At 30.3% G+C, this 20,731-nt stretch carries 21 protein-coding genes and 1 other RNA gene; 7 read left to right on the top strand and 15 right to left on the bottom strand.

Features of this window, described 5'->3' with window-relative positions; translation table 11 throughout:
• Nucleotides 1-194 precede the first annotated feature (194 nt).
• The 3 genes from RAH41_RS15155 to RAH41_RS15145 all read right to left on the bottom strand — a co-directional run bounded on the left by RAH41_RS15155 (nucleotide 195) and on the right by RAH41_RS15145 (nucleotide 3,624).
• Nucleotides 195-698 (bottom strand): isoprenylcysteine carboxyl methyltransferase family protein, encoded by a 504-nt coding sequence (locus RAH41_RS15155; RefSeq protein WP_331223615.1) that lies wholly within the window; start codon nucleotides 696-698, stop codon nucleotides 195-197.
• Nucleotides 698-1,789, bottom strand: coding sequence for a type III polyketide synthase (locus RAH41_RS15150; protein WP_331223614.1), 1,092 nt, complete (start codon nucleotides 1,787-1,789; stop codon nucleotides 698-700). The genes RAH41_RS15155 and RAH41_RS15150 overlap by 1 nt, the downstream gene beginning before the upstream one ends.
• A 305-nt stretch (nucleotides 1,790-2,094) precedes the next feature.
• Nucleotides 2,095-3,624, bottom strand: coding sequence for a carboxypeptidase M32 (locus tag RAH41_RS15145; protein ID WP_331223613.1), 1,530 nt, complete (start codon nucleotides 3,622-3,624; stop codon nucleotides 2,095-2,097).
• A gap of 206 nt (nucleotides 3,625-3,830) precedes the next feature.
• Here RAH41_RS15145 and RAH41_RS15140 point away from each other — a divergent pair, with 206 nt between their 5' ends.
• Complete coding sequence (locus tag RAH41_RS15140) at nucleotides 3,831-4,160, top strand: ArsR/SmtB family transcription factor (protein WP_419471611.1); 330 nt, start codon at nucleotides 3,831-3,833, stop codon at nucleotides 4,158-4,160.
• Between the two features lie 329 nt (nucleotides 4,161-4,489).
• Entirely contained in the window at nucleotides 4,490-5,008 is a 519-nt protein-coding gene (locus RAH41_RS15135; RefSeq protein ID WP_331223610.1) for an SRPBCC domain-containing protein, read from the top strand.
• 57 nt (nucleotides 5,009-5,065) lie between these two features.
• On the opposite strand, the gene RAH41_RS15130 is transcribed toward RAH41_RS15135, so the two are convergent.
• The 3 genes from RAH41_RS15130 to RAH41_RS15120 form a co-directional block, all read right to left on the bottom strand.
• Nucleotides 5,066-5,527, bottom strand: a complete 462-nt coding sequence (locus RAH41_RS15130; protein ID WP_331223608.1) for an RDD family protein — start codon at nucleotides 5,525-5,527, stop codon at nucleotides 5,066-5,068.
• A gap of 759 nt (nucleotides 5,528-6,286) precedes the next feature.
• The gene (locus RAH41_RS15125) at nucleotides 6,287-6,490 is read right to left on the bottom strand and encodes an aspartyl-phosphate phosphatase Spo0E family protein (protein ID WP_331223607.1); all 204 of its coding nucleotides are present in this window, start codon (nucleotides 6,488-6,490) and stop codon (nucleotides 6,287-6,289) included.
• Nucleotides 6,491-6,847: 357 nt separating this feature from the next.
• Nucleotides 6,848-8,362, bottom strand: coding sequence for a carboxypeptidase M32 (locus RAH41_RS15120; RefSeq protein WP_331223605.1), 1,515 nt, complete (start codon nucleotides 8,360-8,362; stop codon nucleotides 6,848-6,850).
• Between the two features lie 171 nt (nucleotides 8,363-8,533).
• On the opposite strand from RAH41_RS15120, the gene RAH41_RS15115 reads away from it, so the two are divergent.
• Nucleotides 8,534-9,154 carry an NAD(P)-dependent oxidoreductase gene (locus RAH41_RS15115; RefSeq protein ID WP_331223604.1) on the top strand — a complete coding sequence of 207 codons (621 nt, stop codon included), beginning with the start codon at nucleotides 8,534-8,536 and terminating at the stop codon, nucleotides 9,152-9,154.
• Nucleotides 9,155-9,298: 144 nt separating this feature from the next.
• Here the strand turns inward: RAH41_RS15115 and RAH41_RS15110 are convergent, their stop codons facing one another.
• Nucleotides 9,299-11,230, bottom strand: a complete 1,932-nt coding sequence (locus RAH41_RS15110; RefSeq protein ID WP_331223602.1) for an ATP-dependent DNA helicase — start codon at nucleotides 11,228-11,230, stop codon at nucleotides 9,299-9,301.
• A gap of 172 nt (nucleotides 11,231-11,402) precedes the next feature.
• Complete coding sequence (locus tag RAH41_RS15105; protein ID WP_331223601.1) at nucleotides 11,403-12,329, bottom strand: Gfo/Idh/MocA family oxidoreductase; 927 nt, start codon at nucleotides 12,327-12,329, stop codon at nucleotides 11,403-11,405.
• Nucleotides 12,330-12,496: 167 nt separating this feature from the next.
• On the opposite strand from RAH41_RS15105, the gene RAH41_RS15100 reads away from it, so the two are divergent.
• Nucleotides 12,497-12,715 carry a hypothetical protein gene (locus RAH41_RS15100; RefSeq protein WP_331223600.1) on the top strand — a complete coding sequence of 73 codons (219 nt, stop codon included), beginning with the start codon at nucleotides 12,497-12,499 and terminating at the stop codon, nucleotides 12,713-12,715.
• 125 nt (nucleotides 12,716-12,840) lie between these two features.
• Here the strand turns inward: RAH41_RS15100 and RAH41_RS15095 are convergent, their stop codons facing one another.
• From RAH41_RS15095 to RAH41_RS15080, 4 genes are all read right to left on the bottom strand, one after another.
• A complete protein-coding gene (locus RAH41_RS15095; protein ID WP_331223599.1) occupies nucleotides 12,841-13,992 on the bottom strand; it encodes a class I SAM-dependent RNA methyltransferase in 1,152 nt (383 codons plus the stop codon).
• Between the two features lie 152 nt (nucleotides 13,993-14,144).
• Nucleotides 14,145-14,530, bottom strand: an RNA gene (gene rnpB, locus RAH41_RS15090) — RNase P RNA component class B.
• A gap of 78 nt (nucleotides 14,531-14,608) precedes the next feature.
• Nucleotides 14,609-14,914 (bottom strand): cell division regulator GpsB, encoded by a 306-nt coding sequence (gene gpsB / locus RAH41_RS15085; protein WP_088010652.1) that lies wholly within the window; start codon nucleotides 14,912-14,914, stop codon nucleotides 14,609-14,611.
• Between the two features lie 76 nt (nucleotides 14,915-14,990).
• Nucleotides 14,991-15,557, bottom strand: coding sequence for a DUF1273 domain-containing protein (locus tag RAH41_RS15080; RefSeq protein ID WP_331223596.1), 567 nt, complete (start codon nucleotides 15,555-15,557; stop codon nucleotides 14,991-14,993).
• Nucleotides 15,558-16,223: 666 nt separating this feature from the next.
• Here RAH41_RS15080 and RAH41_RS15075 point away from each other — a divergent pair.
• A complete protein-coding gene (locus RAH41_RS15075; RefSeq protein ID WP_331223594.1) occupies nucleotides 16,224-16,952 on the top strand; it encodes a GntR family transcriptional regulator in 729 nt (242 codons plus the stop codon).
• Nucleotides 16,953-16,995: 43 nt separating this feature from the next.
• On the opposite strand, the gene RAH41_RS22650 is transcribed toward RAH41_RS15075, so the two are convergent.
• A complete protein-coding gene (locus RAH41_RS22650; protein WP_419471610.1) occupies nucleotides 16,996-17,775 on the bottom strand; it encodes a YppG family protein in 780 nt (259 codons plus the stop codon).
• A 200-nt stretch (nucleotides 17,776-17,975) separates the two neighbouring features.
• Here RAH41_RS22650 and yppF point away from each other — a divergent pair, with 200 nt between their 5' ends.
• Nucleotides 17,976-18,152 (top strand): YppF family protein, encoded by a 177-nt coding sequence (gene yppF / locus RAH41_RS15065; protein WP_331223592.1) that lies wholly within the window; start codon nucleotides 17,976-17,978, stop codon nucleotides 18,150-18,152.
• A gap of 134 nt (nucleotides 18,153-18,286) precedes the next feature.
• Here yppF and RAH41_RS15060 read toward each other — a convergent pair whose 3' ends face one another.
• Nucleotides 18,287-18,538: a hypothetical protein gene (locus RAH41_RS15060; RefSeq protein ID WP_331223591.1), complete on the bottom strand. Its 252-nt coding sequence runs from the start codon at nucleotides 18,536-18,538 to the stop codon at nucleotides 18,287-18,289.
• A gap of 462 nt (nucleotides 18,539-19,000) precedes the next feature.
• On the bottom strand, nucleotides 19,001-20,008 hold the full coding sequence (locus RAH41_RS15055; protein WP_331223589.1) for a DUF2515 family protein: 1,008 nt from the start codon (nucleotides 20,006-20,008) through the stop codon (nucleotides 19,001-19,003).
• Nucleotides 20,009-20,102: 94 nt separating this feature from the next.
• On the opposite strand from RAH41_RS15055, the gene recU reads away from it, so the two are divergent.
• Complete coding sequence (gene recU, locus RAH41_RS15050; protein ID WP_331223587.1) at nucleotides 20,103-20,714, top strand: Holliday junction resolvase RecU; 612 nt, start codon at nucleotides 20,103-20,105, stop codon at nucleotides 20,712-20,714.
• Nucleotides 20,715-20,731 lie beyond the last annotated feature (17 nt).

The raw sequence follows: 20,731 nt of genomic DNA, 5'->3' as shown, positions 1-20,731 counted from the left end.
ATAAAATAAAAAAACTAGGTAACATCACCTAGTTTTGAACTTGTTTAAGTACATATTTAGTTAATAAAAAGTATAAAAGAATTGTAGCTGACACAAATCCAAGAACCATTTGACGCACAACCTTTCGAAATTGATAATGATAATGATTTTCATTCTACATTAATCATAATCAGTTATTTTCCATTTGTCAATAACTATTCGATTGATTGTAAAAGCGCTTTATCTTCTTCTCGGATTCTTACTTTTAATAAAATTAAATTACAAATAGAAAAGATTACAGTTGTAATATACGCATGAAACATAATAGGTATTACTAATAATTCAATTGTAACGATCATGTAATTTGGATGCTTGATAAATTTATAAAGCCCACGTTTTACTAACTTTTCATTAGGTAAAATAATGATTTTTGTATTCCATCTTTCTCCTAACGTTGAAATAACCCATACTCTTGCTAATTGTAATATGATAAAAACAATTAGGAAAAAGGTAAAAAATCTAATTTCTAAATAATGAATGAAATAATTCTCAATTAGAATTGATATAAAAAACATGGTATGTAAGATGATAAAAAACTTATAGTGCTCTTGGCCAAATTCAAGTGCGCCTCGCATTTTTAGTTTTTTTTCATTATTCTTTGCTATGCCTAGCTCAATCACTCTTTGTATGATAATGAATAAAAAAATAATCTTTAACATTAGCATTCTACCCACTTTAACAACGATAACTCTGAACTAAATCCTGGTCCTAAAGCACAAAGAAGACCGTACTCATTCGTTTTTCCTAACTTCATATACTCACTTAACACAAATAACACAGTACAAGATGACATATTTCCAAATGATTTTAAAATTTTTAAAGAAATTCCGATTTTCTCTTCAGAAAGATTTAAAGAATCGATATATGCATCTAATACTTTTTTTCCGCCAGGATGAGCAATGAAATGAGTTAGATCCCTTATTGTTAGTTCATTTTCCGATAAAAAATTTGAAACAACTGGTTTTAACCAATTTTTAACGATGGATGGTATGTCCCTTGAAAAAATGACAAATAAACCATCATTCCGAACATCCCATCCCATTACGTCTAATGAATTTGGCATTAGAGTTGAATTAGTTTGTTCAATTGACGGTAAAGATTTATGGATTGTTCGATTTTTCAATTCACTCTCATCGCCAATAACTAGAACCGCTGCAGCTCCATCAGCAAATAATGAAGTTCCTATAATATTACTTTTGGATAGATCTTCTTTTTGAAATGTTAAACTACATAATTCAACTGCAACTAGTAAAATATTTGACTTTGGATGGGCTTTACAATAATCAAATGCTCTAGATATTCCACTTGCACCACCAGCACACCCTAAGCCCCATATGGGAATTCTTTTAATCGAAGAATTAAATGGCAGGATATTTGCGATATGTGCATCAATGGTAGGGGTTGAAATTCCAGTTGATGAGACAAAAATAATTCCATCAATTTTTTCATATTGTATTTCTGAAGATAGAAATTCATTACTTGTCAAACAATTTTTAATAGCTTCTATTGATAATTCGATTGAGATTTCAGTGTAAGCTTGATTTTTTTGTTCAAAGCTATGCTCTTCACTATACCAAGAAAGCTCCTTAGAAATATATCGACTTTGAATCTCACCATTCTGAAATACAGACAATAAGCGATCGATTGAAGGATACCTTTTCAAAAAAAGATCTCGAATAAAAGGCACTATGTTTTCCTGATCGATTTTATATTTTGGTACAGCTTTCCCAACAGATAAAATTAAAGGCATAATTTCCCACTCCTTATAGGCATTACCTTTTGTATTAAACTGGAAAATTATTCTTATTAAATAAAAAATCCTAGTGTGGAAATAACATGACTTTTTAGCCTCAAAATTTAAAAGATTAAATTCGCACCAAAATTTAAACAAAAAAAGACAATTCACTATTCATTCATGAACCATGAACAAATAATAAGAATTGTCAAGCGTTTCAAAGGAGTTTTCTTTCTGTTGTGCAGTTTTAGTATATCTCATTTTAATCGAATCTACATTCGCAATTATTTCCATTAAAACGCTACTAATATAAACCACAATTATGATTTATTTACTTCTTCCAACTCATACAATTTTGTATATTTTGATTCCAAATAATCAACAAAATATTTCACATTCAATTCTTCACCAGTAACATCCTTCAAAATTTGTTGTGGTTCTTTCATTGCACCATATTGATGTATATTCACTTTTAACCAATCAAGAATTGTTTGAAAATCATTCGTTTCAACTAATTCACTAAAATTTGGTAACTCTTTTTCCATTGTTGCTTTAATTTGAGCAGCATACATAGCACCTAGTGCATATGTTGGAAAATATCCAAAAAGCCCCATTGACCAATGTACGTCCTGTAAAACACCTTCTCTGTCAGTTTTAGGAATGATGCCTAAATACTCCTCTATTTTTTGATTCCAAATTGAAGGAAGCTCAGAAACTTGAATTTTTCCATCTAATAAATCCTTTTCAATTTCATAACGAATCATTACGTGTAAAGGATAAGTTAATTCATCAGCTTCAATTCGAATAAATGAAGGCTTACTATTATTTATCACTTTATAAAATTCATCTAAAGAAATATTATCCAACACTCCATTAAGTTGCTGTTTTAACCTAGAATAATTTGATTTCCAGAATTCATAACTTTGTCCAATTATCTTTTCATATAAAAGTGACTGAGATTCATGAATCCCTAACGACGCTCCTTGAGCGATCGGTAAACCTTCCAAATCTTTGGAAATGTTTTGCTCATATAGTGCATGACCACATTCATGAATTGTACTAAAAATGGCTTTTTCAAAATTATTTTCATGATATTTCGTTGTTACTCGAACATCACCTAAATTAAGAGAAGTAGCAAAGGGATGTGGAGTTGGGTCTAATCTTCCGGCATCAAAATTATAACCAAGTGAAGTTAATAGTTGTTCACATATTTCTTTTTGTTTTTGCGTCGAAACGAATGCTTTCATCTCTTCTTTTTCATAGTTTTTCCCACTGGCTGATACAGCTTTTACAATCGGTACTAATTTATTTCTTAATTCTGAAAATACTTCGTCCAGTTTTTTCACAGTCATTCCAGGTTCAAATTGATCTAAATATGTATCATATTTACAGTCTTTATATCCTAAATATTCAACGAATTTACGTTTATACTCAATTATTTCAGTTAAATAAGGTTCAAATTTAGCAAAATTATTTTCTTCCTTCGCCTCTGCCCATACACTCTCTGAAATTGCTTGGCATTTAACAAAGGCTTCAAACTCATCAACTGGTATTTTCGTATTTCGATCGTATTGTTTTCTTAAATAGTTTACAGTTTTTTCAACTTCTAATGAACATTTACCTGCACTAACGGCTTCTTCCATAGTAATTAAATAATGAGCCATATCTTTTGAAGTACTCATTTTAAAAACATCGGCTGATAATTGACTAATAACATTTGAACGCTGACTCACAGCATTTTTAGGTGCACCTGTTCGAAGATCCCAATATAAAACACTAATTGCCTCTTCAATGTTTAACATTTTTTTTACATAATCTAAAAACGAAGCCTCATAATCTTTTAAGCTCATCAAAACACCCACCTTTTAATATCAAAATATTGAGTCAGCTAAATAGTAACATAAAAAATAGATGGATTAAGAAGAATTATCTTATTTTTCAAATAATATTTCTCGACAAAATGAATAGTGTCTAATGACTTCGTAAATACTACTCATGTCATTTTTAGATAAACACAAATTTATACTCTGAATATTCCTTGACAGGAATATTCCTCATGAGGTATATTCAATTTATGAATTCGACTTTAATTGCTCTTGCTGAGCCGAACCGGTTACAGATTGTCGAACTCTTACGTGACGGTCCTTTATCAGTCGGTGAAATAGCTGATAGCTTAGGACTTAAACAACCACAGGTTTCAAAGCATCTTCGCGTTCTAAGTGAAGCTGGGCTTGTCGAAGTTCAACCAATCGCCAATAAAAGAATTTATAAACTAAGACCCCAGCCGCTAAAAGAAATGGATTCGTGGATTAAGTCATTCCGACACGTCTGGGAACAGAGATTCGATCAATTGGACGATTATTTAAAAAAATTACAAGGCAAATAATCTTAGCTTATTCAATGCACAGAATTTAATTAGGAATAACTATTTTGAAAGGAGAAGTACACAGTTTTATTTTTTTAAGGAGGAAAAAATGTCTACCTTAGTATGTCATTGAAACGAACTCCTTGTTTATTGTCATGGCTCAAGTGAAGCAAACTGCTATGTGTGAAGAACAGATTACTTACTGTGTCAGCATATTTTCCTTCTGCAGAACTTCCAAAAAAGGTAAATTCCATATAAGATTGTTTGAGAAATCGACTGTCTAGAAGGTGAAAATCAGAAATATGCCACCTTGCAGATTATTTAGTTCATATAAAATGGAGGAATTAATAATGAGTAAAAATATGTTTAATGTAGATGAACAAGGATTAGTTTTAACAAGGGTTGTTGATGCGCCTCGTGAATTAGTATTCAAGGTTTGGTCAGAAGCAGAACATCTTAAAAATTGGTGGGGCCCAAAAGGCTTCACTATGGATGTAGCAACGTTAGAATTTAAACCAGGAGGTAAATTCCACTATAAAATGGAATCACCAGAAGGATTCGTAATGTGGGGATTATTTGTTTTTGGTGAAATTATTGAACCTGAAAAAATTGTATTTGTTAATTCATTCTCTGATCAAGAAGGGAATATGGTTCGCGCTCCATTCTTTGATGTTTGGCCATTGGAAATTAAAAATACTTTAACTTTAGAAGAAAATGATGGTAAAACAACGATTACATTAAAAGGTTTTCCAATAAATGCTACTGATGAAGAAGTTGCAGCATTTATTGCAAATAAAGATTCTATGCAACAAGGCTTTACTGGTACATTTGACCAACTAGATGAATATTTAGCTAAAACAGCATTATAAGACAAAATCAATACCCTTTAAACTTGAAAAAGCTTTAAAGGGTATTTTTTTGTGTTATTAATAATAAACAACCTTCGTTTGAGCGATTAAATCATGCAATGTTTTCCGATCTTTTCGGAAGATAAAAAATAGATCAATTACATACAAAATTCCGATTGCTTCTATAAATATTGGTAAGTTTACCTGACAACCAAAAGCAAATATTGAGCGTAATGTCATCGTTTTTAAATCAACTAAGTCTTCTGTATCCCTTACAACCATTATACTTAATAATCTTTTTCCTATTGTTTGTCCGTTCCAAATATAAATAGGTACAATGACATAGAATAAGAAAATGAATAATAGCGACCAAATTGAATATAGAAACAGTTGCTTACTACTAAACATAAATAAATCTAAAATGTCTTTACTTTCTACCCCAAGTATTAATAAGCCCAGTTTAGAAAATAAAAGATTTAATGAGCCATCAATCCAAGCTGCAAACAATCTTCTTATACGACTTGCCAGTTCGAAATCCATCTAGATCCTCATTCCATATTTTTATATAAAAATGGATATTAATCGATATACTCTATTATACTTATGCCATTTTGAATTTGATTAGTGAATTTCAACTAATTGTTTTAAATTTTTTATACAAGCTGCCCGTTTATTTTAACTAGAGTACCTATGAATATTAAATTTTGTTAAATACAAATAGACTTTGAAAATAAAAAGACCACAAAAGAATAATTTTTGTGGTCTTCATACTGTTGAAAAACTATCTTTTCAATTAATTATCAAATTTTCGTAAAGGAGTAGAGTGTTGTTGATTTACATTACAGGATGTTCGCTTTCCATAGGGCGAAATTCTTTAGCCTTCCCGCATATCCCATAGGAGTCGAGCACTATCCGCTCCAATCAACTTATTCATCAAAAAATGTCTGTGATAAATCCTAATTAAATAGCCTTTACTTAGCGAAATCTAACTGTTTTATATTCATCAGATTGTAAGTCAATTAAGATCGAACTTTTCTTAAACTAAACGATCGAATTTGTTTTCTAAAAAAGCTCAAAATATTAACTTCTAAAAAATCATTACTAGTGTTATTGAATTAATGAAATTGCTGTAATAGATTAACTTTTAAAACCATAAAAAGGACATTGAAAAAATATTATTTATCATAATTAAATGTTCCCTTAAAGTTTGTTTTCTTATTGACCATTTTATATTTCAACACTTTTAAGACCACAAAAAGAATATTTTGTGGTCTTAAAAGTGTATAATTATTATTATTTTCAGATTGGTTTAATATTAATTTTTGATTGTTTAACTGTAACCGTTTTCAATAACTTCTGTAGTTCTCTTAAATCAGTGTCCAATTGATGACGAATCTTTACTACTTCTTGATGATTGTCATTATTTTGATTTTGAGCTTCTTGCAACTTGATTCGTTTTTCTTCAATATTTCGTTCTAAAGATCTGGCTGTCCTAAAAAACATTGTCAAATTACCTCCTTTTCAAAAAAGTATGAACACGCTTTCATTTTTATCTATAATACTATAAAAAAAACATTTTAAGACTTTCTAAATGTGAATATTTTTTGAACTTAATTTTGGTTTCTTTCGTTCTTCAATCTATCGACTAATTTAATTCAACTCTTCTAAATAAATAATTGTGAACACGCTTTCATTTTTATCTATAATACTATAAAAAAGTAATTAATTAAATATCTAAATATGTCTATTCTTTGAATTTATTAAAAAAACATAAAAAAATAACAATCTGCAATTAATCATTTTTTATTGTTTTCTTTCTTAATAAGTATAGGGAGGTTCCCCCCCCTCCTCACGTTTAGATTATACTAAATTATACAATTTAGAGTATTTATTTTCTAAGTAATCAATAAAGTATTTTACATTTAACTCTTCACCTGTAACATCTACTAATAATTCTTTCGGTTCTTTTAGTTTTCCATATTGGTGAATATTAATGGTAAGCCAATTAACAATTTGATGAATCTCGCCGCTTTTTAAGATTGTTTCATAGTCGCTTAAATCTTGTTTCATTTTATGCTTAAACTGTGCTGCGTACATCGCACCTAATGCATACGAAGGAAAATAACCAAAATCTCCACCTGCCCAATGAACATCTTGAAGAACGCCTTCTCGATCATTTGATGGTACGATACCTAAGTATTCTTCCATTTTATCATTCCAAACTTTTGGCAAATCCTTTACTTGTAAATCACCATCAAACAGTTCTTTTTCAATTTCATATCGAACCATTATATGCAATGGGTATGTACATTCGTCCGCTTCAATTCTGATTAACGAAGGCTCACTATGGTTTATTGCTTTATAAAATTCTTCTACCGATAAATTTTTAAAATATTCACCAGTTTTCGCAATTAAATTTTCATACTGTGCTTCCCAAAACTCTTTACTTCTTCCAATCATATTTTCAAAGAATAATGATTGAGACTCGTGAATTCCCATCGATGCACCTTCACACAATGGTGTCCCAATTAAATTCGATGATAAATTTTGCTCATATAGTGCATGGCCACATTCGTGAATGGTGCCAAAAAGCGCACTCATAAAGTTATCTTCTATATATTTTGTTGTTACACGAACATCACCCGGATTTAAAGTAATCTGAAATGGATGAACTGTTTCATCTAAACGACCCGAATCGAAATTATAACCTAATTTTACAAGTATCTCTTCACTAACTTCTTTTTGAAGATCAATTGAGATCGGTTGTGACAATTCTTCGCGAATTAGTTTAGTTTGCGAATTTGAAATTTTCGCTACTAATGGGACAAGACTTTCTCTTACCTTACCAAAAACTTCATCAAGTTTCTCAGTTGTCATTCCAGGCTCATAAAAGCTTAATAAAGTATCATATTTCTTTTCTTTGTATCCCCAATATTCAATGAATTGTTTTTTCATCGCTACAATTTTTTCTAAAAATGGTTGGAACTTACTAAAGTCACTTTCATTTTTAGCGTCTTCCCAAGCATTTTCACTTAATGAACAAAGCTTCACGTATTCTGCATATTCATTTTTAGGGATTTTACAGTTTAAATCGTAATTTTTTCTACATTCCTTAACAGATTTTTCAATGATTTCATTTAAGTTACCTGTTCCTATTTCTTTTTCTAATAAATTTAAATAGTTTTCCATTGTACTTGACGTTGTCATTTCAAATACTTCTGCAGAAAGCTGACTGATGACATTTGACCTTTGTTCAGCTCCATTTTTAGGAGCTCCCGTTCGTAGGTCCCAATACATAACATTAATTGCTTCATTATAATTTTCGATCTTCTTTAAATAATCAGTAAATTCTTCCAGTATATTATTAATTGCCATTTATACCCCTCATTTCTAAATTTTAGGATGTTAATTTCATTCTATCATAACTTTTTTATTGAATTAATATTAAGCATAAAAAGCACCTTCATTATCACAAATCATGTAATTTTAAGTTTATATAAAAGACATAATTAATAAAAATATAGTACAATACAGCAAGGTGATGTTATGAAAATATTATTATTAGGAGCAACTGGAAGAGTTGGTTCTTTTTTAGTCGATTTATTATTAGAGGCTAAACATGAAGTAATTGCATTAGTAAGAGATGAACAAAAAGTAACGATTAACCATGCAGCTCTTACAGTTTTAAAAGGAAATACACTAAATGAAGAAGATTTAAATTTAGCTCTAGATAAAGTAGATGGTGTAATTTCTGCCTTAAATACTGGAGGTGAGAATATTTTATCTAAAACAATGGGACTATTAATTCCTCTTCTTGAAAAGAAAAACATAAGTAGGATTGTTACCATTGGAACTGCTGGTATTTTACAATCAAGAGTTGACCCAACAATTCTACGTTATAAAAGCTCTGAATCCAAACGAAAATCAACAACTGCAGCAACCGATCATGAAAAGGCTTATGACTTATTAAATGAAAGTCAATTGAATTGGACAATTGTTTGCCCTACTTACTTACCAGATGGTCCAATAACGAAAAATATTCGTACTGAAAAGAATTATTTACCAATTGATGGCCATCGTATTACGACTGGGGATACCGCTTTTTTCACATATAAGGAATTTTTCGAAAGCAATTTTAGTAAATCTAGAGTAGGAATTTGTAATTGAAAAAAGATGTTGTCAATAAAATATAATTAGAAAAGTACAGAAGAAATTAGGTTAAAATTCAAAAAATGTTAGATTATAACACGTAAAAAAAGCTAGCTCCCGCTAGCTTTTTTAGTATTTCTTCAAAATTGATTTTTAGAATGATTACGATGGATTAACTGGCAAACTGTTTAAGATTTTTTGTTTCGTTTCACTGTTTACATCATTCTCAATAAATAAAACGATTTTCCCTTTATCTTCATGACTACGGATTAGGCGTCCAATGCCTTGGCGTAATCTTAATAACATATACGGCTCATCGATCTCGAAGTATGGGTTTTGTGCATTTTGACGTTTTGATTGGAATACAGGATCATTTGGTGGGAATGGTAGTGCATGAATAATCACTTGACTTAGTGACATTCCTTGAATATCTAAACCTTCCCATAAATGAACAGCACATAAAGATGCGTTAATATCTTCTTGGAATTTTTGTACAATCGAACTAATTTCTTCTTCACCTTCAAAGTATAAATTGAAGTCCAATTTCTCTTTTTCAACTTGAAGTTTAAATTTTTTCATTTCCCTAGTTGAATTGAAGAGAATTAATGTACTACCATTATTATCCTTTAACTTCTCGATAATCTTTTCATTTTTTTCCTCAATTTTGATTGGGTCAACTTGATTTAATTCTATTTTCATTTGTTCATCATAATCAAACGGAGAATTAACCGAAAATGAAAGGTAATCTTTTATCCCTAAACTACCTGCGATATAATCAAATGAACTATTTTGAGAAAGAGTTGCAGATGAAAATACAATTGGCATTTTTTGATTAAATACTTTTTCTTGTAAGAGCTCATTTACAGCCTTTGGCATGATGACTAATGTTAATTCATTTTGATTATACTCAATCCATTGAATCGCTGTTATTTCATTAATAAATAAATTTAAACAACGCTCAACATCATCTAAATGCTCATCAACAATATTTAATTGATATTCATCAATTGTATACATTTCACTTTCAAAGACTAATTCATCACCAATGCTACTAATTTGAGACTTTAATCTCTTTGCTAACTTAATTAATCTTTCATTCATATTTAATTTAAAACGTCTAGATCCTTCAACTTCTTCAGTATTATTATCTAATTCAAAAAAGAATTGATCATAAGTTTCTAATGTATCTTCTAGTAACTGTTGGAAGCTTTCACGAGTACCTGATTGCATTAAAAATGATAAAAATGTATTTAATGTCTCTTGTTGTAGACGATAAGTTAACGATTTTTGACTTGCAAATTCAAGTAAATGTCCTTCATCAAATACTACACAGCTTGGATTAGGAAGTAATGGCAATTGTCCTTCACGTTTTCTAGATTCAACTGTCCAAATATGTTCCATATAAAATTCTTGCGAGCATACAATTAGGTCAGTTGCTTTACGATAATGTTCCCTTGATAGAGTTTGTCCACATCTATGTCTTTGTTCACAAGTGGAGCAATCCTGGAAATAATCATATGCAATTGTATCCCACTCTTCATCTGTTAAGTCCTTATATTCAGTACGGTCTCCATACGGAGTAAACTTTTGGAGTGTTCCATAATCATTTACAAAGCTTGGTAAATTTTCATAAACCCCTAAAATAGCGTCCGATACATCAATTTCTGAACGTTGTAAATCTAATTTTTTTAAACATAAATAATTTGTAGTTGATTTAGCTAATCTAACATCTATTGACAAATTTAAAGCATTTGATAATTTTTCAATATCTCCATTTTTCTTTACTAACTGTTCGATTAAGGATTCATCAGCACATGCGATAATAGCTGGCTTACCAGTATATCTTGCATAGCATAAACAATAAAGCAAATAGACAAACGTTTTACCTGTACCAACACCTGCTTCAGCAAAAATCACTTTCTTTTCTTTAAACGCTCTTTCAAGCTGATAAGCCATAAAAATTTGTTCATCTCTTAATTCATAGCCTGCATCTGGTAATAAATCGTAAAAAACGTCCCCAATCCATTCCCCAAGCTTTTCAATGAATTGGTCTTGTTTTCCTACCTCAAAAGGTAATTTAGTTGAATGACTCATTGCTACCCCCAAAATGTATATTAAAAAGAAAAAGTCCTCTTGTGAGAACTTTAATTTTGCAAATTTATTCAATCCATTATATTATTTAAAAATTGTCTCTACCCGCTATCATACAAAAAATGTGAGGGAAAGGCAAGGGAAATAAGGCATGATTACCTAAAGACAGTTAATTTTACCAGCCTTTTGCTTGCTTTATCATTTCTTCAACAATCATTTGAGATTTTAATGCTTCCTCTCCATTGATTGATGGTTTTTCATCAGAGTATATGCAATTGATAAAATGGTTGACGCAATCTTCAAAGCCTCTTTGTTTCAATGTTGTGTCCCATGATGATGAAAACGAATTATTTATTGAGTTATTTTTTTCTATTTCGAAGTTGTTCATATTTTTAACCCTTATAATCGAACCTTCAGTAATTAATTCTAAACGTTCAAGATTTGTTCCTGCCATTCGGTGCATTACTGAATTAATAGTAGTTCCTTTTAACGATTCATATTGGTGAGTAGCATACTCTAATTGATTAGTATCAGTAAGTTGAACTCTACCATTAATCAAATTAACTTCTCCATCTGCAAACCATCTAATGGTATCTACTAAATGTAAATAATCATCCAACATCGTAAACTCGAATGAATTAGACCCAATTTTATTCTCTCGATGTTTTTCAAATCTGATAATCGCTATATTCTTTGCCTGTTCTTTTGCCTGCACATACATTGGACAGAATCGGCGGTTAAATCCAACCATAAGTTTTCGATTTAGTTTAATACTTAATTCAGTTAATTTTTCTGACTCTTGCAAGGTAGCTGCTAGTGGTTTATCAACATATACATCTTTACCTTTATTTAATAAATACGATACAACCTCAAAATGTGAACTAGTTGCACTATGTACAAATACTGCGTCACTTTGTTCTGCAAGTAATTCCAAACTTTCAAAATCTTGAATTCTGTATTGGGAACATATTTTCTTACGTTTTTCTTTATTTGGTGAAAATGCACCGATAAAATACCAGTGTTCTTCTTTTGTAAGAATGGGTAGATATGCTTTTTGTGCAATATTACCTAATCCTACCATTCCAATACGTGGTTTTTTCATTTTTGATCAGTCCTTTAAATTGGCTTATTTTTCTAGATTTATTGTAACAAAATATCTTTCTTCATTTAAAAGAAAAATTTTCAATAGGAGATCTATAGGCAATAACATTTAAATTATCGGGAAATCTATAAAAATAATCATAAAAATGGTAGTTTGGAGGTGTTTATTTGTACTTATATTCTTTAATTCAGACAAATTTTGATACAAATGATGATATAAGTGTTGTAAGAGACCTTTATTTACTTCAGCATGAAAAGAGTTTCTCTAATGATGAATTCCATGATTTAGTCACTCAATATAAAGGAACGGCAGAAACGAATTGGCATGTTGCACATTTACTTGAAAAAAATCACGGATTTAGAATTGTACCTGCAATAAATTTATAGTGCTTTTAAAACAAATTCAATTTTTGTTCAAGTTTTGTTCGTAAAGAATTAAACTAAATACGCTATTATAAATAAAAAGGTGCCCCAATCATCTGATTAGACATTGGGAACACCTTTTAACCTTTTTACTCTTCGATTCTTCTTGGAGGTCTTTTTCCAAAGTATTGATAATAGTCAGTTTTAATGAAACCATTAAATAATTTACGTTTTTTTGTTGCTGGTTTTCCGTAAAATTGTTCGAATCCCTCATGACTAGTAAGTACATACACTGACCATGTATCTAATTTTGTAAAAACATTCCCCATATCTGAATATAACTTTTCAACGTAAGGTCGATCGTTTAATCGCTCACCATATGGTGGGTTGGTAACAACATACCCATACTCTGATTTAGTAGTAAAGTCTTTTACTTGCATTTGTTTAAAAGCAATTGAATCTGATAATCCAACTTCATCAGCATTGGCTTTTGAAACATTAATCATTCGATGATCAATATCTGATCCGATTATTTCGAGTTTTTGATCATAATTTGCTAAGTCTTCTGCTTCTTGTCTTGCTTCATTCCATCTTTTTTTACCGATCCAGTGCCAATCTTCAGACGCAAAGCTTCTAAACGAACCTGGAGCGATATTATGTCCAATTAATGCAGCCTCAATTGGAATAGTACCAGATCCGCAAAATGGATCAACAAAAGGTAAATCAGCATTCCAATTCGTTAATAGTACTAATGAAGCTGCCAGTGTTTCTTTTAATGGTGCTTCACCTTGATCTACACGGTATCCTCTTTTATGTAAACCTTCACGACCAGTAGTATCAATTGTTAATGTTACGATATCTTTTAAAATAGAAACTTCTACTCGAAATAATGGACCGTCTTCAATTAACATACCTTGAATATTTTGGATTGTTTTTAATTTATCAACAATTGCTTTTTTGACGATTGCTTGGCAATCTGATACTGAAAATAATTTAGATTTATGCGATTTTCCTGACACAGGAAATTGACCGTTTCTTGGAATAAACATATGCCAAGGTAAGGCTTTTGTTTTTTCAAATAATTCATCAAATGATGTTGCCTTAAATTCACCAACACGAAGTTTCACTCGGTCAGCTGTTCTAAGCCATAAATTCGCTTTGACAATTCCAGCTTCATCCGTTTTAAATAATACTCGACCATTTTCAACTACTACATCATCAAACCCTAGGCTTTTTATTTCTCTAGCGACTAGAGCTTCGATCCCCATTGCAGCAGTAGCAATTAATGTATATTTCGCCAATGTAATCACCTATCTCATTCAGATTAAGAATGAACTTTTCTTTTCATATTTTCATTTTAAATTCCTATTTTCATTATGGACAATTTCCGTCGAAATTACAAAAAACTCTCCATAGAATGAAGAGTTTTTAAACAGTTTCATCATTTCATATGTTCTGTAAGCCATGTTCTGTACCATTCGTACTTCAAGCGGCTCTCGCCTCGTACTACAAGGTGGTAATCATCTATCTACAGAATAATCTGTCCCTTTCTCAGTTCAATTCCTTTGAAAGGATTCCCCTACCATAATTTGGGTTTCTCGCTCGTGGGGTTTACCGCGTTCCACTCCTCTCATTTCTTCGAGGACTACGTCACTGTGGCACTTTAAAGGTAGTAGAACCATATCCATAAAGGACTTAGGTCCGTTCCCTGCCGTTAGCTGAATACACAGCTACCCTATCTTATGACTTCGATAGGCACGAACACTACAGCCATCGCAGGACTGTGCGAGCATGGACTTTCCTCAACAACGTCAAGCGTTGCAGCGATTACCCGAACATATTGAAACGAACATTTATTAGTATAGTAAATTATACTTAAGTTTGCAATGCTTTCTTAAAATATAAATTAAGTTAAAATTATTCGAATAGTTTACTACCAAAAACATGCTTCTCTAAATTTGATAATCTTTTAAGAACATCCGTATTCGTATTATTAAATGGTGATGGTGGAGGTGTAGCTGTGTTCTTTTGGTCCTCCAACAATTTTTTATACTTCGCATTTTCTTGTTGTAGGGCTACGATTTGATTTTGAAACGATTCATAATCTTTAATGATAGTGTCTAAGTATTGATCCACTTCCTCTTGATTATATCCTCGCATTGAAACTTTAAACTCTTTATTTAGGATATCTTTTATACTTAGTTTTATTTTTGTTGATTCCATGTGTGTCACCCCAAAACATTTAGAAATATTTACCTTCTATTTTTTCAAACTCTTTATAAATTGTCAATTATCTATTCTATATTTCCCTATATTTATTGTCATCATTCTCAAATGACTCTTCTGCAATTACTTGTAAATCGTCAAATGTGATCATTTCAACAGGATAATTAAATTGTTCATTTTTCTTGTATGCTAAATCATATAGATATCTAGGGCTGCCTTCTTTTTCATTATCGTAAAATAAAATACACCCTTGGCTTTTACTAATTAAAAATTCATTTTTAGCCTTCAGCTGAATTGGAGATTCGTATGGCTTTCTTGAAATTGAGTCGACATGATCTGCCCCAATTAAGATTTCATTATAATATTCTTTATTTGCTTCATTCCAATTTTTCTCTTGATCTTCGTATGGTGTAAAAATACCCAACTTTAATTGGGGATAATCAAGCTGTAATTCGAAAACTACTTCAGCCGCCCATAATTCAGTACCCATTTGCCCTGAAATAATAATCCATTCTAATTCATCTATAAATAAAAGTATTTTATTTTTTATAGCTTTTTTTATGTACTTTACTGCATCGTGTTTAGTTGAAAAAATTCCTAATTCAAATGATTTATAACCAGATATAAGTAGTATCTTCATATTACCTCACAATAATAAATTAGGAAGAACTATAAGTTTAAGTTCTTCCACAAATTAAATTTTATTGTATGAAATACTCTGCTTAATTTCAAATGTTAAGTAACAAATAAATATTGTAAGTTAAAATAATTTATCTCGTAAAATCATTAAATTAAATAATATTCAAATGTAGAAATTTATATTGAGGGAATCTAATATTTAACTTTGCATAGTAGTCATAAGCTAAGTGGAAATCAACTATTAAGACCTATTTGTCTATATTTGATTGCTGCTCATAGAGGATATTTTATTCCCTTTTAGATTAGTTATTGTGATAGGAATATTATTGTCAAATTTTTTCGTCGAAATTTTATGATAAAATTACATATAAAGCTTGTTTAAAACTAGTAAAAATAATCAATGTTAATGTAATTGTGAAAAAAAATAAAAAAAGTATTTTGTTCAAAATTATCCTCTCCAATATCCTAAATATACTTTAATGTCAACTTTTTTATTTTATTAGGTTTGAACATATTTCACAACAATAAAATTAACAATGATTAAAAGTTTAAATATTCAGATTTTTGCGAGTATACACAATGATTGCCGAAAGCATTTTATTCCTTTAAAATGAGTTATGAAATCGTTTTAAATATAGATAATTAATTGCAATTCAAGGAGTAAAAAATGATTAACAAAAATTCCCCAATACCAATTTATCACCAATTATTAGAATACATAAAATGTAAAATCGCTTCAGGTGAATACCCTGCTGATGAATTGATTCCATCAGAAAGAGAGTTTTCTGAGAAATTCCAAATATCTCGTATGACCGTTCGACAAGCATTAAATAATTTAGTTCAAGAAGGAATTGTTTACAGACAAAAAGGTAAAGGTACATTTGTTAGTCGTCAAAAAGTTGAAAAAAAAATTAGTAGATTAAATAGTTACACTGAAGAAATGATTGAGAGAGGTTTAAAACCTAGTAGTAGATTAGTTCAATTTGATATTATAAAATCTGATAAAGCATTATCCAATAAACTAAAGATAAAAGAAAACGACCCAATTTATTTTATAAAACGGGTCCGTTTAGCAGACTCAATTCCTATGTCGATTGAAAGTATCCACGTGTCATGCGAAATAGCTCCAAACTTAAATCAAAGTGTATTAGAAAAATCATTTTTTGATTATGTAAATGCCAATATTCCAGACCCTATTCAATACGCTGATCAGTCAATTCAAGCTAGAATGCCTTCTGAAGACGAAGCTCAATTATTAGAAATTCCGCCGAATTGTCCCGTATTAGCAATTTATCGTACAACATATTTAAGAAGTGGCAAGGTTCTAGAATATGAATTAACTGTTTACAGAGCAGACCGCTACAAGCTCGTACATTCTCTATCTAGAAATGATTAATTGTATTTTAAAATTTGAAAAAGCCAGGTAATCCTGGCTTTTTTTATTTGAATAAAACCCCAATTTGTTTAAATAATCCACCAACTTGATTCATCGTATTCATCATTTGACCTGCAGTAGACATCATTTTAGGAACATCGTATGAACCTGAACCGTTTTTAAATTGATTTAATATTGATGAAAACTGAAAAGATTGACCATTGTTATTTTGCTGGTTTAATTTTTTGGGTTGAGTTGGATATGGTGTACTAGGCGCAAACATTGGTGGAGTTGTAAATGGACCTTGTTGTACCATTTGAGCATGTTGAGGTTGCATTGAATATTGGTGATTTTGAGGGCTACCTAAAAAGTTCGTTTGATTACCAAATTGTGAAGGATGCATTTGCATATACGGAAATTGGTTTTGCATCATTCCGTAATAATTAGGATCGTATTGATAACCTTGGTTATACGAAACAGTTGGATGTTGCATTGGAAAGTGTTGTGGTGTTGCATACTGGATTTGATTTTGATCATAACTACCTGTTTGTATTGATGGCCCCCCATAAGGAGTAGGTTCAATCATCTGTGATTGTTGCAATGATTGTGTTGGTTGAGTTGAATGTGCCTGTTGTGTCTGTTGCGATTGAACAGGCGGTTGTAATGTATTCATAGCAGGGTTTTGGGAAAAAGGTTGAATTGTATTTCCATAGTAACGCTGATTTTCATTCAATATTTGATTCATTTCTGGAAAATTAAAATTCTCATCAATCATTTGATTTTGCTTTCTAAACCACTCAAAGCTGTTATCTGAATGGTTTGGAGGAAACATTTGAGATCCCATATTCTCACATCCATTATAAGTTTTCTCATTTATAAATATGTTACAAATGCCTATTCTGTTACTTCTATTATATTATGCGCTATTTGTCATAATATGTCGGAAGTTTAAATTTTTAAAAAAATTTAAATCTTAAATATTTATGGTACATTTTAAATAGTTATACAAGTTGTTAATTAAATTTTAATGTTGGAGGGGTAATAATGACTGTACAAGAATTAAAGAGCAAGTTTATTTCATCAAAAAGTTTCGAACCATCTGACTTTAATCAATTAATGGATTTTTTACAACAAAATTACCTAAATGGCGAGGTTACTATTCAACATTACAGAGAATTAGTTAAAGAACTTGAACTTTTTGGAGCTTGTAAGCCAATTTAGTAATCGGGAATATTATATTATAAGAAATAAAGCGATACACATTTACAAGATTGTAAAAGTGTATCGCTTTATTTAATTCATTCCATTATTCTCTAATCCGTTCATTCAAACAAATATTACGTTATCTATAATTATTAAATATTAAATGCTAATTGTCTTCCTAAAAATGGTGTTGAGATCCAACTACCACCCTCTTTTGCTTGACTTACTTTCTTTTCAAAATGATGAAGATGCACTGTCGTTGACTGGATCTTATTTAAAAGTAAATTCTTTTCATCATCACATTTTTGATCAATTCTTAAAGCTAAGGAGTGCTCAATAAATTCAACCTCATTTAAAAATTCATCAATCGCTCGAAAAAAATCATCTCTTTGAATTAACTCCATACAGTTCAACTCCTCTTCCTAATTTTCTAAATTTTCTTTATAAAATAAATTCAACAACAGTTCATCTACCTCCTTCTCTAGTGACAAAACTAGAACTAATTCGCTAAACAAAGTGAATAAAGGTATTTTCATCTATAATTTCGACAAAAAAACTTGTATCGTAAAACAGAATTGGGAAAAGTATATTACATGGAGGTGTTTCAAATGGCAAAAAACAAAAATGAAAAAAAGAAGAAACAAGAAAAAAGTAAAAGTCAACAAACTGGTAATCCAAAATTAGATGGTCCTAATTTCCCTGCTACATAAGCATTGGGAACCACTCGATTTTGATTCACATTCTTTCTATTGAAAAGTCGATTTAAAAGAAAAAGCTAGCATTTTTGTGCTAGCTTTTTTAGAGTGTTAAATATAAAAAGGTCCAAAAGAAAACAAAATTTAGGCGAACAAGACGAACTAGTTAATTTATTGAAAGATTGATTTCAATTTTAACAACGAACCAAGCAACTCTTGTTTTATTAAAAAAGATTGCTTAAAACTATCTCCATTCGTAACTTCTTCATTTTCATACCATTCATTTAAAATTTTACTATTAGGATACCAATCATCCTCAACAGTTCGCGTGTGAGGAATTATTGGATAAACATCTCTTAACTTCGGATTATTTGAACTTGGAATTCCAACCAACCCTTCATAATCGCTTCTACTGCCAGTGTGGATGGTTTGCATAGCAAAATCGATAAATTCATTGTGTAAATCCTCATGAAATAAAATTGAATATAATTGCTTTCCAATTTGAATCCTTTTCGTTAAATCTTCAAAATGGTATACACCAAGGCCATAAAGTTCACCATTACTTGTTGGAAATATTACATAACTAAGTTTCAATTGTTCCTGAAGTTTAAATGCTAAAGAATTAAAAACTTCACTTTTAAAAAATTTATTTTGAATGACTGGTCTTTCAATCATATTTTGCTCGTTAATGATCAATGAATAAACTAGTCTTTTTTTATTACGATCCGTCCAATATTTCTCCCATTCAATTTCCATAAAACTAGATACTGATAAATATTTCAATAAATAAAATAATGGCTTATTTTGGACTTTTGAATATTCAAATAGAAGTAATTGTGGAAATGCATCTAAAAAAATAATCCAATTTGCCCGTTCATACGTCATAAAAAGCTGTTTTCTTTGTTTTACACTTAGTCCATTAACGAATAGTTGATTTTCCAAATCAGTCATGTTATAACCTGCATTACGTGACACCATACTTGCAAGAAAAGACCACTCTATTTCACTTTGTCTTAAAAAATATTTTTGGTATGCAATTGTTCTAGAAATATTATCTGCATTATATTTAACTGTTTCTTTCTTTATTAAATCAATAAGTTTTAATTCTTCTTGTGTTAAATTGTAATCTTCTCTTCTTTTTTTTATGAAACCTTTCCAGCTTTCATGGTTTGCATTCATTGACTCACCCCAAGGAATCTGGTATTTTTTTACACGAACATCTGTTTTAGTGCTATAATACAAATTGTATGTAAATTAAGGTGGAGTTGGTTTTATGACAATAAGTTACCCAAATCGAAGAAATAATGTAGTTCAAAAAAGTCAAAAAAATAACGAAATACAAGTAAAATCTAATCAAACTTATAGTAATCGCGGAATGTCTCTTGAAGATGATTTAAATGCTACTAATACGTATTATTTATCAAATAATATCGCAAACATACATAAAAAACCAACACCTGTACAAATCGTAAAAGTAGACTATCCAAAAAGAAGTGCTGCAGTTATTAGAGAAGCCTATTTCAAGCAACCATCAACTACCGACTATAATGGCATCTACAAAGGGAAGTATATTGATTTTGAAGCTAAGGAAACCAATAATAAGACTAGTTTTCCTTTACAAAATTTCCATTTACACCAAATAGAGCATATGGAAAATGTACTGAAACACGGTGGAATTTCGTTTGTCATATTAAAATTTTCATTATATAATGAAATTTATTTTATGAAAGCAACTGATATTCTTACCTTTTGGAAAAGACAGACAGATGGTGGAAGAAAATCAATTTCTAGAGAAGAATGCAAAGAGTATGGAACATTACTTAAACCAAGTTATCCAATCATTGTTCCTTACTTAAAATGTATCGATGAACTTTTTGTAATTTAATATTTTAATAATTTCAT

This window comes from Gottfriedia acidiceleris, assembly GCF_036421055.1.
Taxonomy (GTDB): domain Bacteria; phylum Bacillota; class Bacilli; order Bacillales; family Bacillaceae_G; genus Gottfriedia; species Gottfriedia acidiceleris_C.
Note: the sequence above shows the minus strand (reverse complement) of the source record. Positions and strands in the feature narration are given on the sequence as shown.